This is a genomic window from Desulfovibrio desulfuricans, from assembly GCF_004801255.1.
Taxonomy (GTDB): Bacteria; Desulfobacterota; Desulfovibrionia; order Desulfovibrionales; family Desulfovibrionaceae; genus Desulfovibrio; species Desulfovibrio desulfuricans_C.
In genome coordinates, this window is record NZ_CP036295.1 from 1,640,258 (window position 1) to 1,656,612 (window position 16,355).

A 16,355-nucleotide genomic window follows, 5' to 3' on the forward strand; every position below is an offset into this window, starting at 1 on the left:
GCGGAGCCATATATGAACGAAAATCAACAATCCGCACCGCCTGAAAACACGCCCAAGGCCCCAGAGGCCGGATCCGCCGTTGCTGCAGGCGTAATCGCCCTGCCCTGGTACCGCCGACCGCTGTTCTGGGGTGTTGCGCTGTTTCTGGGGCTTTTGCTGCTTGCAGCATGGCTGTTCTGGAAAGAATGGCAGGAGGCCGAAGCCTCAAAGGCGGCAGTGGCCGCACAGACGGAACAGTGGCGCGAGCACAACGCGGCGCTGGAGTCGTTCATGCAGCAGCTGCGCGCCCTGCTGACCAAGGACCCCTGCGAGGTCAAGCAGGGACTGGGCCTCATGACCCCGCCTGCCGGGGTAATGTGGCCGCCGCTGGCGGCGGGCGCAACCGGCGCTGACAGGCAGGGGGCCGGGCCGGTCGACGCCCCGGCGGCTCCTGCGCAGGACAATGCGGCTGGCAAAACGCAGACGCCCCCTGCCCCGGTGCAAAAGCAGACTCCCCGCAATGTTTCCGAGCTGATGGAGCAGGCGACAGTGCTTGTGCTGGCCCTGCGTGAAGAAGGCCTTTCCATGGGTTCCGGCTTTTTTGTGGCTCCCGGTTACGTGGTCACCAATGCCCATGTGGTGGGCAATGCCGCCAAGGCCGTGGTGATCAACAAGGCCATCGGCAGGCCGCTTGCCGCCGTCGTGCGTCTGGTCACTCACGATAACGGGCAGGACTTTGCCGTGCTGGGCGTTGACGGGGCCTCGGGCATTGTGCCGCTCAAGCTGGCGGCGAGCGTAAGCCGTACCGAGCATGTGAGCGCTTGGGGCTTTCCCGGTGCCGTGACCAACGATGATCCCAAGTTTGCCGCCCTGCTCAAGGGCGACGAGGCGGCCGCCCCCGAAGTGGTGTACACCGAGGGTGTGGTGAGCGTCATACTTGAGCGCACTCCCCCTCTCATTGTGCATACGGCCACAGTTTCGCAGGGCAACAGCGGCGGACCGCTGGTCAACGACAAGGGCGACGTGGTGGGCATCAATACCTTTATCAAACTGGACGACGCGTCGTACCGCCAGTCGAGCCTTGCCATCGTAAGCTCCAGCCTGTCGGCTTTTTTGCGCGGGGCGGGTGTTCCCATTACCATGGCCAAGGCCAGTGACGCAGCCGGAGGCAAGCCATGAGCACCCGCATTGCCGTTAGTTTGCGCGGCCAGATGCGCGCGCTTGCCAGCCAGGGCATCTTTGCCACCGATTGTTATGAACAGCTTAAATCCATACTGCTGCAAAAGTTTGGGCCGGAGCATGCGGCCCTGCTGGCCGAGCCGCAGCACAACGCCGAGGGCAACAGCGTTGACTGGTACGCCGAGGGCAACGGCCCAGCCGTACCGCTAAGCGATCTTGCGGAACCTGAGGCGCAGGCCCTGCGCGCCCGCGCTGGGGCGCTGGCTGCGGATATTGCCGGTCTTGCAAATGACCTGACAGTGGATGCGCAGGCGCGCCAGGCCATTTCGGGCCAATTGCTGCGTCTTGCGTTGCAGCACCCGACGGACGAAGATATCTGGTCTGTGGACGGCAAGCCTGTGCTGATCAACTGGGGGTTTGCCCCTGGCAGCGTGGGCGCTCAGCCGCAGGATCTCACCCGGCTTGGCGGAGTACTGCCGCCGCCCCCTCCGCCAGCACCCGTACCCGCTGCCGTGCCTGTCGCTGCGCCGCCGCGCAGCGGTTGCCTGCCGTGGCTGCTGCCGCTGCTGCTTTTGCTGCTGTTGCTCTGGCTGCTGGGCGCTGCCCTTGGGCTGTTGCCCTCGCCCCTGCCTGCCGGCTGCATGCCCGTTGACCGGGCTGCCCTGGAGGCCGAAAAACAAAAATCAGCCGCCAATGAAGACCAGCTGGCCTTGCTGTGGCGTCAGCTGCAGGAGAAGGCCGCGCTCTGCAAACCGGTGACCCCGCCGGTTACGCCCCCTGTGGCCCCCAAGGTTGAACCCAAGGTGGAAGAACCCAAGCAGCCCGACCCCGAAGTGGTCGAGCCCTTCCTTGGTGAAACCCCGGTTGAACCGCCCAAGGTGGCCGAAGCCCCCAAACCGAAGCCGCAGCCCAAACCCAAGCCGGAACCGGTGCAGCCGCCCAAAGAAGAACCCAAGCAGGTAGAACCGCCCAAGCCCGCGCCCAAAAAGAATGACAACCTTGCCATTCCTGAAGACGCGGCCAAAAAGAACGACCTGAGTTTTCTTGAAGGCTGCTGGACCAGCGAGACCGGCCTGTATTCGCACCCCTCCAACGAGCCTATCATTGCAGAGTATTGCTTTGACAAGAGCGGCCGTGGCCGCCGCCTGGTGCGCGAACGCAACGGGCAGGTGTGCAGCGGCTCCGCCTCGGCGCGTTTTCAGGGCAATCAGCTGCAGTTTGATTCCAGCCAGGCACGCTGCCCGCGCGGCGGAACCTATGTTCCGCAAAAAGTCGAGTGCAACGGCCAGGAAAACACCACCCAGTGCAAGGGCAGAGAGCTTGGCGGGGCCAATCTCAGGTGGGACGCCCGCTTTAAAAGGAAATAATGATGGATGTCATACCCCGTTACCTTTCGCCGGTCAGCATCATCCCTGGCGGCTGCCCGCAGTTTCTTGACTTCGCCATGCCTGAAGAGGCCGTTAAGCGGCTCAGGCGGTATTTTCGTGAAGAAAAGAAAAAAGAAACCGACGAGCAGACGCGCTATACCCACTATCTGCGCTGCCTGACTGAAACGGAAAACGGCTTTATCGACCAGCTGAGCGGCCTGCCCTGCGACGAAGACTACAGCGTTGAGGCCCGGCGCGCGCTCGACGCATGGGAAGGCCACTGGCTGCCCATCCCCTTTTTGCGCACGCTCGACCAGCCCTGGCCCGACGGTGGCAAACGCTTTGAATGCGGCCCCTCCAACTGGGCGCGGGCGCGGGTTATGCGCTCTGAGCGTCACCCTGGCCAGCTGCGGGTGGTGCTGATGTTTGACACCAACGTGGAGGACCGCCCCGCCGAGGGCGAGCAGTACCACGCGCTATCACCGCAGGATGTGACAGCCCACGGGCACTTCATGCTTGCGCACCTCGTGCGCGACAATTCGTGGTTTCTCAATGCCGCCTGGGTGGACGAGTGGCTCTACGGCCTGTACGACGGCTGGAAACAGTCGCAGCACCGAGGGCGCGGCGCGTGGCACGACGGCTACCCCTATGTGCTTGAGCATCTGGCCTACTACCTCACATGGCTTGACGTGGTGCGCCTTGCGCTCAACGACCTTGCCGCCCAGGTCATCAACCCGGACCGGGACACCCCTGTGGACGTCGATCTGGTGCTCGACATCGGCAATTCGCGCACTACGGGCATCCTGGTTGAAACCCTGCCCCAGCGCATCACCAACCTCAACGACAGCTATCTGCTTGAGCTGCGCGACCTGAGCCAGCCGGAGCACATCTATTCCGACCCCTTTGAGACGCGTGTGGAGTTTGTGGACGCCGCCTTTGGCAACGATGCGCTCTCGCGCCGCTCTGGTCGGCAAACGCCTGCCTTTGCCTGGCCCTCGGCCGTGCGTATCGGGCCTGAGGCGGCCCGCCTTGCCACCCAGGCCGTGTGCGCCGAGGGTACAACCGGCATGTCCAGCCCCAAGCGCTACCTGTGGGACGAGCGCCCCTGGCAGCAAAGCTGGCGGTACAATACCGGCGGCAAGTCCGAGCCCATGGTCAGCCGGGGGCTGTTTCCGCGTCAGCTCAACCCGCAGGGCACGCCGCTTTCGTGCTTTGACGACCCCATGTTCAAAAAAAGCCCGGCCCTGCAAAAGCAACAGGCCGAACCCATTTTTGAATCGCTGTTCACACGCTCGTCGCTCATGCTCTTTATGCTGGGTGAAATACTGACCCAGGCGCTTGTAACCATCAATTCGCCCGCCACCCGCGCCCGGCGTGAGCTGCCCAACCTGCCCCGCAGGCTCAGGCGGCTTATCTTTACCGTGCCTACGGCCATGCCGGTGGCGGAGAAGCGCATCTTTCGCCGCTGGGTTACCTGGGCCGTGCGCGTGGTGTGGGATGCCCTGGGCTGGAGCCAGTGGTACTCGCCCCGCCAGCAAAACCGGGCCGTCACGGGCGACTACCGCCTGAGCCCGCAGGTGCGCTGCGACTGGGACGAAGCCAGCTGCTCGCAGCTTGTGCTGCTGTACAACGAGCTGGCCGTCAAACAGCACGGCGACGCCCATCATCTCTTCCGCCTGATGGGCAAACCGCGCGAGGCCTGCGACAGGCATCCCTGCATCCGCATGGCTTCCATCGACATCGGCGGGGGCACTACCGACCTTTCCATCACCACCTTCGAGCTTGCCAGCGGCGAGGGCGATACCGCCCGCATCAAGCCGCATACGGAGTTCCGCGACGGCTTCAATATTGCGGGCGACGAGGTGCTGCGCGAGGTTGTGGCCAACCACGTTATTCCGGCCATTGGCCAGGCGCTGGCCCGCGAGGGTCTTGCCGAGCCTCGCTCGCTGCTGGGGCAGCTTTTTGGGCGCGATTCCATAGGCATGTCGCAGGAGGACCGCAACACCCGCGTGCGGCTTGTGCGGCAGATTGCCGTGCCCGTGGCGCTGGGCCTGCTGGGCACCTGCGAAAACCCCGACCTGCGCGGCGCAAACTTCAACTGCGCCCTGCGCGATTTTTTTGAACCCGACCCCCTGGCCGACGCGGCAGCAGCCGAGGCAGCCGCAGAACCCGTGCGGGAGGCCGCCGCAGGCTTCAGCCCCGTAGCGCTGGCCCCGCGTCCGCAACCGGCCACCCTGCGCGATGTGGCAGGCATGGTGCGGCGCTCGGCTGCATTCATCCAGAACTTTAACATTCTGGATGTGCCCATTGCGGTCAACCAGGCTGCAGTGGAAGAAACCATTCGCAGCACGCTCGGGTCAACGCTTTCCGCCCTATGCGAAGTGGTGCACATGTACGACTGCGACGTGCTGCTGCTCACCGGGCGGCCCAGCTCGTGGAACGGCGTCATCGCCACCGTGCTTGCCAAGCTGCCCGTGCCGCCTGACAGAATCATCCCCATGCGGCGCTACCATGCCGGGTCGTGGTACCCCTTTGCCGACGCGCAGGGGCGCATTACCGACCCCAAAACCACGGTTGTGGTGGGGGCCATCCTGTGCGCCCTGGCCGACGGGCATCTGGAAGGGTTTTCTTTCGATTCCGGCGCGCTCAAGCTGACATCCACCGCCCGTTACATCGGCGAGATGGACATCAACAGCCAGCTTAAACGCCCCAAGGTCTGGTTTACCGTAGATGTTGAAAGCAAGGACGGCACGGATAAGACACGCCAGGTGGCCTTTAGCGGGCCGCTGTCCATCGGGTACCGGCAGCTGGATGCCGAGCGCTGGCCCACAACCCGCTATCATCTGCTGACATTCGCCACTGAGGAGGCCCGCTCGCGCGCATCGGGCCGTCTTCCCTACAAGGTCGAGGTAAGCCTGAGTGTTGCCGATGCCCTGGACGAGGACGATATCCGCAGCGAGACGGACAAGGACAAACGCAGCGAGGGCGAGTTCCGCATTGATTCCATTGTGGATTACCAGGACCGCAGCGTTGACAGGCGCGATCTCGAAATTCGCCTGCAGACCCTGAAACTGGATGAAGGTTACTGGCTGGATACGGGCATTGTCACCGACGCCGGATAATTGAGGATGGTTATGCAGCAGGATATGGATCTCGCGCGGCGATGCCGCGAACTGGCCGATACGTCGCGCTCCGCAGGGGCGTGGCTTCAGGACAATGCCGAGCTTGTCGGCAACGAGCGCGCAGCCCTGCAAAAGGATCTGCGCCACGCGGCCCGCTTTTTTGGCAAGTGCGAGCAGGCGGCCCGCCGCAAGATGTGCGTGGGCGTCTTTGGCCCCAGCCAGTCGGGCAAGTCCTATCTGATTTCGGCCCTTGCCAGCGATGCCAACAAGGTGCTTCTGGCCGATTTTTGCGGCCAGACATTCAATTTTATCAAGGATATCAATCCAGAAGGCGGCAAGGAATCCACGGGGCTTGTCACCCGCTTTACCACCACGCCGCCCGAGGGCGTCAGCGAAGCCTACCCCATCCGCCTGCGCCTGCTGTCCGAGACAGACGTGGCCCGCGTGCTTGCCAACACCTATTACGCGGACTGCGACCACAAGGACGCCCCCAACGCCGAGGCCCTTGCCAAAGAGCTTGAGCGTCTGGAAGGCCGCGCCCAGTCCGGGCCAGTCCCCGGCGGCCTGACTGTGGATGATGTGGAAGAACTGCGCGATTATGTTAATAAAAACTTTATCTCGCGCCCACGGGTGCAGATGCTTCAGAACGGCTACTGGGTGCGGGCCATGGAGCTTGCGCCCAGACTTGAGCTTGAGGACCGCGCGCACCTTGTGGGCCTGATCTGGGACAGCGTGCCCGAATTTACGGCTGTGTACGAGCAGCTTGGCTCCGCCCTGCGTCAGCTGGGCAACCCCGCAGAGGCCAGCTGCGCCATTGACGCCCTCATCCCGCGCAGCAACAGCATTATTGATGTGGCCCGGCTGCAGGGCCTCAACGAGCCGCCCTCCGACATGCTGACCATTGTGGGCGTTCAGGGCCGCAAGGCTGATCTGCCACGTGCGCTTGTTACGGCGCTTACGGCCGAAATAACCATTTATATGCGGGAAAAGCCGGACGATTTTTTTGACCACACCGACCTGCTCGATTTTCCCGGTTACCGCGCACGGTACAAGTTCAGTGATTTGCGCGCCGCCCTGGACAGCCGCAAGGACATGCTCAAGGAACTTTTTTTGCGCGGCAAGGTGGCCTATCTTTTTGAGCGCTACCGCGAGGAAAAAGAACTCACCAGCATGCTGCTGTGCATCGGCCCCAGCACGCAGGAGGTGCAGGACCTGCCGCAGGCCGTGTACGAATGGATATGCTCCACCCACGGCGAGACGCCCGAGATGCGCGCCAGCAAAGCGCCTGCGCTCTTTTTTGTGCTGACCAAGATGGATATGGAGTTTGAAAAAAAGGCCGGTTCGCCCTCTGTGGAAACGCGCTGGACAACGCGTCTTGAGTCCTCGCTGGTCAACTTTTTTGGCCAGGTGCACGACTGGCCGCAAAACTGGGACGGCGTGCATCCCTTCAACAACGTTTTTTTGCTGCGCAACCCCAACTTTTTGTGCGAAGCTATTTTTGACTACGACGGTAGAAGCGAAACCGGCGTTCGGCAGGAGCAGCAAACCTTTGTGGAAGAGGTGCACCAGTCGTTTTTGCATTCCCCCCTGGTGCAAAAGCACGTGGCCAATCCCGAACGGGCCTGGCAGGCTGCCATGACCCTCAACGACGGCGGCGTGAGCCTGCTGCGCCAATGCCTGCGCCCCCTCTGCAATCCAGAGCTCAAACGGCAGCAGATCAGCGGCAGCCTTACAGAAAAATGCGACCGCGTGCGCACAGGCCTTGCGCCCTTTTACCGCAGCGACGACAGGGAAGAACTGCGCAGGCAAAAGGAACAGCTCTCGCGCCTGCTGGTTTCGCAAATGGCCAGAGTTGCGGAAAAACAGCTGTTTGGCGAGTTTTTGCGCAGGCTGCAGGTGCGCGACTTTGACCTGTACGAAATCTGCCTCAATGCCCGCCAGACCCCGGACGACGGTCAGACGGCAGCGCCAGCGCAGGTTGTGGGCGCGCGCGTGTCGGCAAGCGACATTCTGGGCGATATTTTTGGCGACGACGCGCCAGCGGCTCCGGCCAGCAGCGACGCGCAGGATGATCAGGCCAGGGACAGCGCTCAGGTTTTTGCCGGGCTTGTCATGGACCACTGGACAGAACGCCTGCGCGACCTCTGCAACGACGCCGAAGTCAGAAACCTGATGGGCCTGCCCGCCAAAGATCTTGACCAGTTTTGTCATGAACTTGCGCAAGCGGCGGCACGCTGCAAGCTGCGCGAAAATCTGGAAGCCGAGCTGCGCCGTACCTCGGCATTCAGCAACATGGCCCGCGAAAGGCTGATGTGGAAGCAGGTCAGCCTTGCGGCAGACGCCGTCAACGCTTTTGTCGACTGGTGGAGCTTTGACCCCCGCTTTAAGGATCAGGCGCAACGCACCGTGATGTTTGGCGGCAAAAGCGTGCCCCTGTTCAACCCGCCGCAGGAAATAAAGGGCGAGCCGCGCATTGGCGAGGAGGAATCTCCTTATGACCGTCTGTGGTATACCGACTGGCTGCGCGCCATGGCCTACAGCGTGATGGCCAATGTGGATTTTGACGGCCAGCAGAGCGTCAACCCCGAACAGAACAACCGCCTGCGCGAAATTTTGCAGGCATTTAAAGGATAGCGCATGCGTGCCAGCATTTCAGCCGATACGGGGCGCGGCCCCGGCAACGGCATCATCGAGATTTTTGACGCGGGCGATGTGACAGACCCCAGTTTTACCCTGCTGCGCGCCTCTGACGGCAAGTGTCTTGGCCCTCGCGGCTGGCAGGAGAGCGAATCGCCCCTGGCCCCCGAAGCATGGGACAACGACGGCGGCAGCCTGCGTCTGGCCGTGGGGTCTGCCGTGGTGGACGAGGTGGACAACCTCGACGCCTACCGCATCAGCCTGCGGGGCGTGGGCAGTTGCGCTCTGTCTGTCAAATCGCTCGTTTATTCGCACATTGCGGGTGGAGACGGCATGGGCGCTGCAACCGCTGCGCCCGCCCCCCAGCCTGAGCCTCAGCCAACAGCACCGCAGCCTGAGCCGGAACCTGTGCTCGAATCCCCAGAGCCGCCTTTGGCCTTTGACGTGCCGTCTCAGCCCTCCCCCCAGGAGGCTCCGCTCGAGATGGCCAGCGGGCATGAGGGCAAATCCGGCGGCAAGGCGGGGATCGTAATCTTGCTTGTTCTTCTGGCCCTGGCCGCTGGCGTGGCTGCATGGTGGTTTTTGCTGCGTGAACCGGAAAAAGCCCCCCTGCCCACCCCGCCCGCGCAAAGCCAGGATGCGGACAAACCGCACACGACGGAGCAGGCGCAGCCCAAACCTGCGGATGCCGCCGCTCAGCAGGGCGCGGACGCAGCCAAACCCCAGCTCTCGCCGCTGGCATCCGCTCGCGAGCAGCTGCGTGGTCAGGCTTTGCCCGATGTGAGCCTGGCCATGGCCAAGCCCATGCGCAAGGCCGACGCCACGCCAGAAGAGAGCGACGCGGCATTTCTGCTGCTGGAAGACGCAGCGCAAAAGGGCGACGCCGAAGCCATGTACCTTGTGGGCCAGTTTTACGACCCTGCCGGTACGTTGCCGCGCGGCAGCATCCCCGCCGACCTTACCCAGACCAAGCGCTGGTATGATCAGGCGGCGCAAAAGGGGCAGCCCGACGCCAAGGCCGCTCTTGAAAAGCTGAAGGAGCACGCCCGCGCGCTGGATGCCAAGGGCGACGCGGAAGCGCATTCCCTGCTGCAAAACTGGCAGTAGGGCTCCGCGATAAACTGACCCAGGCCCAACGCGTTGCGAAGGGGTTCAAGGTCTACATCAGGTCTATAACGCCTATGGCGGGCAGGTACGTAGGTCGGCGCGCATGGCGGCAGGCCGCCTGGCAGCCGCCAGAGCAACTTTATCGGTAATTGCTCGCATCCGTGAGGAGTTTACTATGCATTGCACCCTGATACGCCGTTGCTGCCTCATGGCCCTGCTGGTGCTGGGCCTTGGCCTCTGCCTTGCTGGCAACGTGTCCACGGCATCCGCCGCGCCCCTGCTGCAGCAGGGCAAAAAAACGCTGTTCCAGCGTGTGGTCAGCCACCCCGGCGCAACCCTGCTGGCCGAGCCAAAGACGGACGCGGCAGTAGTGCGCAAAAACGTGGTGCCCTTTACGGTGATGTACGTTTATGACCGTAAGGACGGCTGGATCCAGGTCGGCGCATCCACCACCCAGCCCGAAGGATGGATGGAATCCGCCAAGTCAACGGACTGGAACCAGTCGCTCACCCTGCTGTTTACGCCGCGCACAGGCCGTGACCCGGTGCTGTTTTTCAAGACCGAGACCGGCCTCAACGAGCTGTGCTCCGCCCCGGATATGGAAAAACGCCTCGACGGGCTGGAGGCGCAGGCCGCCGCCCTGCGTCAGGGCAGCCAGCCAGTGCCGGAATCTTTGCCCATACTTGCCAGCGAGCCAGCTGACGCGCAGGGCGCTGTTTCAGAAAAGCGCTTTTATCTCATGCCCATACTGGACATGAAGGACCCCTTTGACGGCGTCAAGTTTTTGCGCGTGGCCTCCATCGACCCCGGCAACGGCAACAACAAGGACGGCAAAAACGGCCCGCCCAAGACTGGCATTGCCCTGGTCATAGACACCACCATTTCCATGAAGCCCTATATCGACCAGAGCCTCAACGTGGTACGGCAGATATACGACAAGATAGAAAAAGACCACATGGCCGACAACGTGGGCTTTGCCGTGGTGGCCTTTCGCAACAGCACCAAGGCGACGCCCGGTCTGGAATATACAGCGCAGGTCGTGAGCGATTTTGCCACTGCCAAAGACCGCAAAAGCCTTGAAGAAAAGCTTTCAAAGGTGCAGGAGGCCAAGGTCTCGAGCCACGATTTTAACGAAGATTCGCTCGCTGGCGTGTACAAGGCCATTGAGGGCCTTAACTGGAGCGATTATTCCTCGCGGTTGATTCTGCTCATTACCGATGCCGGGCCGCTCAAAAGCGGCGACAAATACGCTTCGGTGAGCATGGGGCCGAGCGAAGTCAACGACTTTGCCCGGCAAAAAGGCATCTGGATTACCGCCCTGCACCTCAAAAGCCCCGGCGGCCACGCCAATCACGCCTATGCCGAGCAAAGCTACCGCGCCCTGAGCAAGCTTTCGGGCAACCGTTCAAACTATCTGGTGGTTGCCGCGCCGACCCCGGCCAAAGGGGCGGAGCAGTTTGCCGCAATTACCAAAACCCTGGCCTCCGGCATGGTGGATATGGTCAAAAACACCGCCGAGGGCAAAATAATGACCAAGCCCAAGGACGAAAAGCCGCAAACCGCCTCGGCGGAGGATCAGGCCGCCAACATGGCGGCTACCCTTGGTTACGCCATGCAGCTGGAATATCTGGGCAAAAAACACGAAAATGCCGCGCCATCGGTGGTCAACTCGTGGATTGCCGACATGGACCTCAACCAGCTGGCCAAGAGCAGGCAGACTCCCTGCGTGGACGTGGCCGTGCTGCTGAGCAAAAACCAGCTCAACGACCTGAGCTCGCAGCTCAAAGCCATCATCGATAATGCCGAGCGCACCAAAAAGACCGACGCGCGCGATTTCTTTCAGGGCGTGCTGTCTGCCTCCACCCGCATGGCCCGCGACCCCAACATGCCCACGCAGGGAAAAAATCTGGCAGAGCTTGGCGTGCTTTCCGAATTCCTGGACGGCCTGCCGTACAAGAGCGACGTCATGCTGCTGCGCGAGGAAGACTGGTACCGCATGAGCGTGGGCGAGCAGACGGCCTTTATCAACCGGCTGAAATCCCGCCTTGCGCGTTATGAGGAATACGACCGCGACCGCGCCAACTGGGAGAGCTTTGGCCAGTCAAACTCTGGCGACTGGGTGTACCGCGTGCCGCTGAGCATGCTGCCCTAGTCTGTTGCCGACACAAATCGCGTTTTAAACCGTTGAGGTTTTGGGCGGGGCAAGGGTTAGCCTTGCCCCTGCCTGGGAGTTTTGATGTCCGACATGGTTTTCAGCCTGCACAACATCGCCAAGACCCGGCCCGGCGACGAGGGCTTTCGCCTGCGCATCGAGCAGCTTGACGTACAGCGCGGCAGCCTGCTGGCGCTGGTTGGCCCCAGCGGCTGCGGCAAAAGCACCGCGCTGGATATGCTTGCCTGCGCCCTGAGCCCCGACCTGACGCCCGAGGGCTTCGCCCTGCCCCACCATGCAAACATCCCTCAGGGCACGTTGCCTGCGGCGGCCAATGCCGCCCCCCAGTTTACCTTTTACCCCACCCAGGCAGCGCCGGTAGACATCCTGGCCGCATGGCGCACAGGCGGTACGGACGCGCTGGCCCTGCTGCGCCTGCACCATCTGGGCTATGTACTGCAAACAGGCGGGTTGTTGCCCTTTTTGACAGCGTACGAAAACATCGTTCTGCGCTGCAAAAGCCTGGGAACCCTTGCCCGGCGTCAACAGGCTGTGGATACGGTTGTGGCGCGCCTTGGCATCGGGCATCTGCTTGCGCACTACCCGGCAACGCTTTCGGTTGGCGAACGCCAGCGCGTGGCCATAGCCGGAGCACTTGCGCACGGCCCGTCGGTGGTGCTGGCGGACGAGCCCACAGCCGCCCTTGACCCCGCCCACGCGGCCAACGTGCTGCGCCTTTTTGCCGAGCTGGCCCGTCAGCTGGGCATCACCGTGGTGATGGTCACGCACAATATCGACCAGGCGCGTCAGGCGGGTTTTGCGCTGGCGCGGGTACTGGTTGGGCAGGATGCCGGCGGCAGCGTTTCGGTACTGCGCTGGTCCGGGGAGGCAGCCTGATATGTCGGCAAATACCTGGACAACCATGCTGCGGCTGGCCTGCAAGGATTACTGGCACGAATTTTTGCTCTCCGCCTGCGCGGTTCTTGGCCTGGCTGCTGTTCTTACGCCTTTGCTGGTGCTCTACGGCGTCAAGTTTGGCGTGGTGCAAACCCTCACCGAGCGCCTGCGCAACGACCCCCGCAATCTGGAAATTTCACCCGTTGTCAGTGGCCGCTACACGCCGGAGTATCTGGCCAAGCTGGCCGCGCACCCGGATGTGGCCTTTGTGCTGCCGCGCACGCGGTCCATTGCCGCCACCATGGATCTGAGCAAGGGCGAGGGAGACTCCCGTACGTTGGTTGTTGCCTCGCTTGAGCCGACAGCAGAAGGCGACCCCCTGCTGCTGCGCTTTGGCGCGGCTGCTCCGTCCATGCCGCAAAACCCGGCTACTGATGCGATTGGCATTACCCTGTCTGCCTCCGCTGCGGAAAAACTGCACGCCAAGCAGGGCGACAAACTTAATGGAAAGGTTGAAAGACGCTTTCAGGGCAAGGTGCAGACAGCGCGTGTAGCCCTGCGCGTTGCAGCCGTACTGCCGCTGGCCGCCCAGCAAAAGGATGTGGCCTATGTGCCGCTGCCGCTGATGGAAGCCACCGAGGACTACCGCGACGGCCGCGCCGTGCCGGAGCTTGGCGCGTCAAACGGCTGGCTGGGCGACCCCCGCCCGCAAGGCGAGCGCATCTACCCCGGATTTCGGCTGTATGCGCGCAGCCTCGACGACGTTACGCAGCTGCGGCAGGCCTTTGCCGCCCAAAAGCTCGACGTGTACACCCATGCGGAAGAAATCGAGCAGGTTACAGCGCTGGCGCGCGCCCTTAACCTGATATTTGCGCTTATATGCGCGGCGACGGGCATTGGCTTTCTGGCTTCCACTGTCAGCAGCGTCATGGCGGGCATCAAGCGCAAGGAGCGCATACTCGGGCTGCTGCGTCTCAACGGCTTTACCACGGGCAAGCTTTTGCTCTTCCCTCTTGCGCAGTCGCTGCTGACGGCCCTCATGGGCACGGCGCTGGCCGCCGGGGTGTACGCGGTGGCCGCCTTTGTCATCAACCGGCTGTTCAGCGCCAGCGTCACCGGCATGGAGCAGGTATGCCTGCTGCTGCCCCAGCATTTTTTGCTGGCCTTTGCCGCTGTTTCGGGGCTTGCCCTGCTGGCCGCCTTTGGCCCCGCGTTGCGGGCTGCCCGCATTGAACCTTCGGAGGTTATCCGTGAAATCTGATCTGCGCCCTTATTTTCATGCCCGCCCGCACTGGGCGTGCGCGGCTGCGGCCTGTCTGGCGCTGTTGCTGGCTCCCTGCCTCGCAGGCACGGCGCTGGCCGCTCTGGCCCGCAAGGCCGACGTAAGCGCTGCGGATGCATGCAACCCCAAGCCAGCGGATAACGACATCATACTGCCCATGCCCTGCGGGCTGAGTATGGCCTTCAAGCTTGTCGCCGTACCCGCCAAGGGCCTGCTGTGGGATATGCCCATGCGTCCCGGCGTTGACGACACGGCACATCAGGACCGCGCTTACTATGACCGTCGCTACAATACGGCGCTCTCCGGGGCGTTTACCCTTGAAGATCTGCCTGCGGCCTGGCGTAAACAGGCTCCCCAGGGTCAAAACTATTTTTATCTGGTGGCCAAGTACGAGGTCAGCAACCTGCAGTGGCACGCGGTTATGGACAATGCCTGCCCCGACACGGCCCAGCCCGGCGCGGAAGCCGCCCGCCCCGCAACCGACGTAAGCTGGTACGACGCTGTGGACTTTACCCGCCGCTACACCACGTGGCTGCTGCAAAACGCCCCCGACGCGCTGCCCCGCTTTGCCGGTGACCAGCGCAACGTGGGCTTTGTAAGGCTGCCTACCGAAACAGAGTGGGAATACGCCGCCCGCGGCGGCCAGACCGCAGGCAGCCAGCTGCTGTTGCAGGAAGACTTTTTTGCCCTGCCAGCAGGCGAAAGCAAGGCTGACTACGCCGTTTACCGGCCGGAGCAGGGCCCCCGAGCCGAGAGCATGGCCAACATAGGCTCGCGCAAGCCCAACCCTCTTGGGGTCTATGACACGGCGGGCAATGCGGCGGAGATGGTTCTGGACGCCTTTCGCTTTTCCATGGCCGGGCGTTTGCACGGCTCGGCGGGCGGCTTTGTGCGCAAGGGCGGCTCGTACCTCTCAAGCGATGCGGAGATTCTGCCTGGCCGCAGGGAAGAAGTGCCCTTCTTTCTCACCGACGGCCCGGCCCATGCCCGCGATCTGGGTTTCAGGCCCGTAATATCAGGTATCAATACCCCCGGCGGCCCCCGCCCGCAGGAGCTGACAGCGGAATGGAGCAAGGCGGGCGAAAAGCTTGCCCCGCTGGCGCAGGACGGCCAGACGGCCCGTAACCCTCTGGACGAGCTGGACCGACTGCTGGCAGCCGCACCCGACGAGGCGTCGAGAAAAAACCTGCAGGATCTGCGCAATACCATCAAAGACAACAACATCATGCTTGAACGCCAGAAGCAGCTTGAGGCGCAATCGCTGCTGCGTACCGGCGTGTATATGATTGAAACCATACGAAACTACTCAAGCAGACGTAACAGCCTAAAAACGCAAATAGAAAGCATGGGCCGTGAAAAGGCCTCCGCAAAAGGCGCTGACCTTGAAAAGCTCAAGCAGATATTAGATACTGCAAACCGGGGGCTGGTCATGCTGGATACCAGCCTGGAAAAATCCCTCACCTTCTACCGCAGCAAGGTAGAGGATGGCGCTCTGCTTGCTCCGGAAGTCTTGTCCGCCGCCTATGATTCACTGGTAAAAGATTTTAACGGCAATGATCCTTTCAATCAGAACATGCATAAAAACCTTGAGCTGTATCGGCTTCACATCGACATGCAGCGCAAAAACAAGGCTGTACCGCGTGATGCCATGCAGAAAGAAATTCTTGAACGCCGTTTTCAATAGGTAAAAGGAGAGAATCAATGTCTGACAAACTGCGCATTGGCTGGATTGGCACTGGTGTTATGGGCCTCTCCATGGCGGGGCATCTCCAGGCCGCAGGCTGGCCGCTGACCGTATATAACCGCACCAGGGCCAAAGCCGACCCCCTGATTGCCAAGGGCGCCAAGTGGGCCGATACCCCCCGCGCCGTGGCCGAAGCCTCTGACGTGGTCTTTACCATTGTGGGCTACCCCCACGACGTGGAAGAAGTAACCCTGGGCGAAAACGGCGTGCTGCGCGGCCTGGCCGCTGGCGGCATTGTGTGCGACATGAGCACCTCAAGCCCCATGCTGGCCGAGCGCATCGCCGCTGCCGCCAAAAAGCAGGGCTGCGAAGCGCTTGACGCCCCGGTTACCGGCGGCGACGTGGGCGCGCGCGATGCCAAGCTCTCCATCTTTGTGGGCGGCGACGAGGCCCCGTACAAGCGCATTCTGCCCTGCTTCAACAAGATGGGCGCCAACATACTGCACTGCGGCGGCGCTGGCTTTGGTCAAAAGGCCAAGCTTGCCAACCAGGCAGCCATTGCGGGCGTGATGATCAGCACGTGCGAGTCCTTCCTTTTTGCGCAGGAGGCAGGCCTTGACGTGGCAAAATGGATGGAGCTTGTGGTTGCCGGTTCTGGCGGCAGCTTTGCCATGAACACCCTTGGCCGCCGCATGCTCAAGGGCGACTTTGCCCCCGGCTTTTTCATCGACCACTTTATCAAGGACCTGGGCCTCTGCCTTGAGGAATGCCGCCGCATGAAGCTTGTGCTGCCCGGCATTACCCTGGCTGACCAGCTGTACCGCACCATGCAGGCCAGGGGCCAGGGCAGCAAGGGCACGCAAGCGCTGGTGGAATGCCTTGCCGAACTCTCGGCCAAAAAGTGGAAGACCTGCTGCAAATAGTTTGAAGTACGGCCCTGTGCGGCCAT

General features: G+C 62.4%; 10 protein-coding genes. All 10 read left to right on the plus strand.

The window, feature by feature from the left end; translation table 11 throughout:
• The first annotated feature begins 12 nt into the window (after positions 1-12).
• Positions 13-1,158, plus strand: coding sequence for a S1 family peptidase (locus DDIC_RS06855; RefSeq protein WP_136399754.1), 1,146 nt, complete (start codon positions 13-15; stop codon positions 1,156-1,158).
• Positions 1,155-2,525 (plus strand): SrfA family protein, encoded by a 1,371-nt coding sequence (locus tag DDIC_RS06860; protein ID WP_136399755.1) that lies wholly within the window; start codon positions 1,155-1,157, stop codon positions 2,523-2,525. Before DDIC_RS06855 ends, DDIC_RS06860 begins: the two co-directional genes overlap by 4 nt.
• Positions 2,526-2,527: 2 nt before the next feature.
• Positions 2,528-5,647 carry a virulence factor SrfB gene (locus tag DDIC_RS06865; RefSeq protein ID WP_136399756.1) on the plus strand — a complete coding sequence of 1,040 codons (3,120 nt, stop codon included), beginning with the start codon at positions 2,528-2,530 and terminating at the stop codon, positions 5,645-5,647.
• A gap of 12 nt (positions 5,648-5,659) precedes the next feature.
• Entirely contained in the window at positions 5,660-8,281 is a 2,622-nt protein-coding gene (locus tag DDIC_RS06870; protein ID WP_247647405.1) for a virulence factor SrfC family protein, read from the plus strand.
• Positions 8,282-8,284: 3 nt separating this feature from the next.
• A complete protein-coding gene (locus tag DDIC_RS06875; protein ID WP_136399758.1) occupies positions 8,285-9,391 on the plus strand; it encodes a sel1 repeat family protein in 1,107 nt (368 codons plus the stop codon).
• Between the two features lie 175 nt (positions 9,392-9,566).
• On the plus strand, positions 9,567-11,543 hold the full coding sequence (locus tag DDIC_RS06880) for a vWA domain-containing protein (protein WP_136399759.1): 1,977 nt from the start codon (positions 9,567-9,569) through the stop codon (positions 11,541-11,543).
• 84 nt (positions 11,544-11,627) lie between these two features.
• Entirely contained in the window at positions 11,628-12,440 is an 813-nt protein-coding gene (locus DDIC_RS06885; RefSeq protein WP_136399760.1) for an ABC transporter ATP-binding protein, read from the plus strand.
• Position 12,441: 1 nt separating this feature from the next.
• A complete protein-coding gene (locus DDIC_RS06890; RefSeq protein WP_247647406.1) occupies positions 12,442-13,701 on the plus strand; it encodes an ABC transporter permease in 1,260 nt (419 codons plus the stop codon).
• On the plus strand, positions 13,691-15,406 hold the full coding sequence (locus DDIC_RS06895) for a formylglycine-generating enzyme family protein (protein WP_247647407.1): 1,716 nt from the start codon (positions 13,691-13,693) through the stop codon (positions 15,404-15,406). Before DDIC_RS06890 ends, DDIC_RS06895 begins: the two co-directional genes overlap by 11 nt.
• 17 nt (positions 15,407-15,423) lie before the next feature.
• Positions 15,424-16,329 carry an NAD(P)-dependent oxidoreductase gene (locus DDIC_RS06900; protein WP_136399761.1) on the plus strand — a complete coding sequence of 302 codons (906 nt, stop codon included), beginning with the start codon at positions 15,424-15,426 and terminating at the stop codon, positions 16,327-16,329.
• The last annotated feature ends 26 nt before the right edge of the window (positions 16,330-16,355 follow it).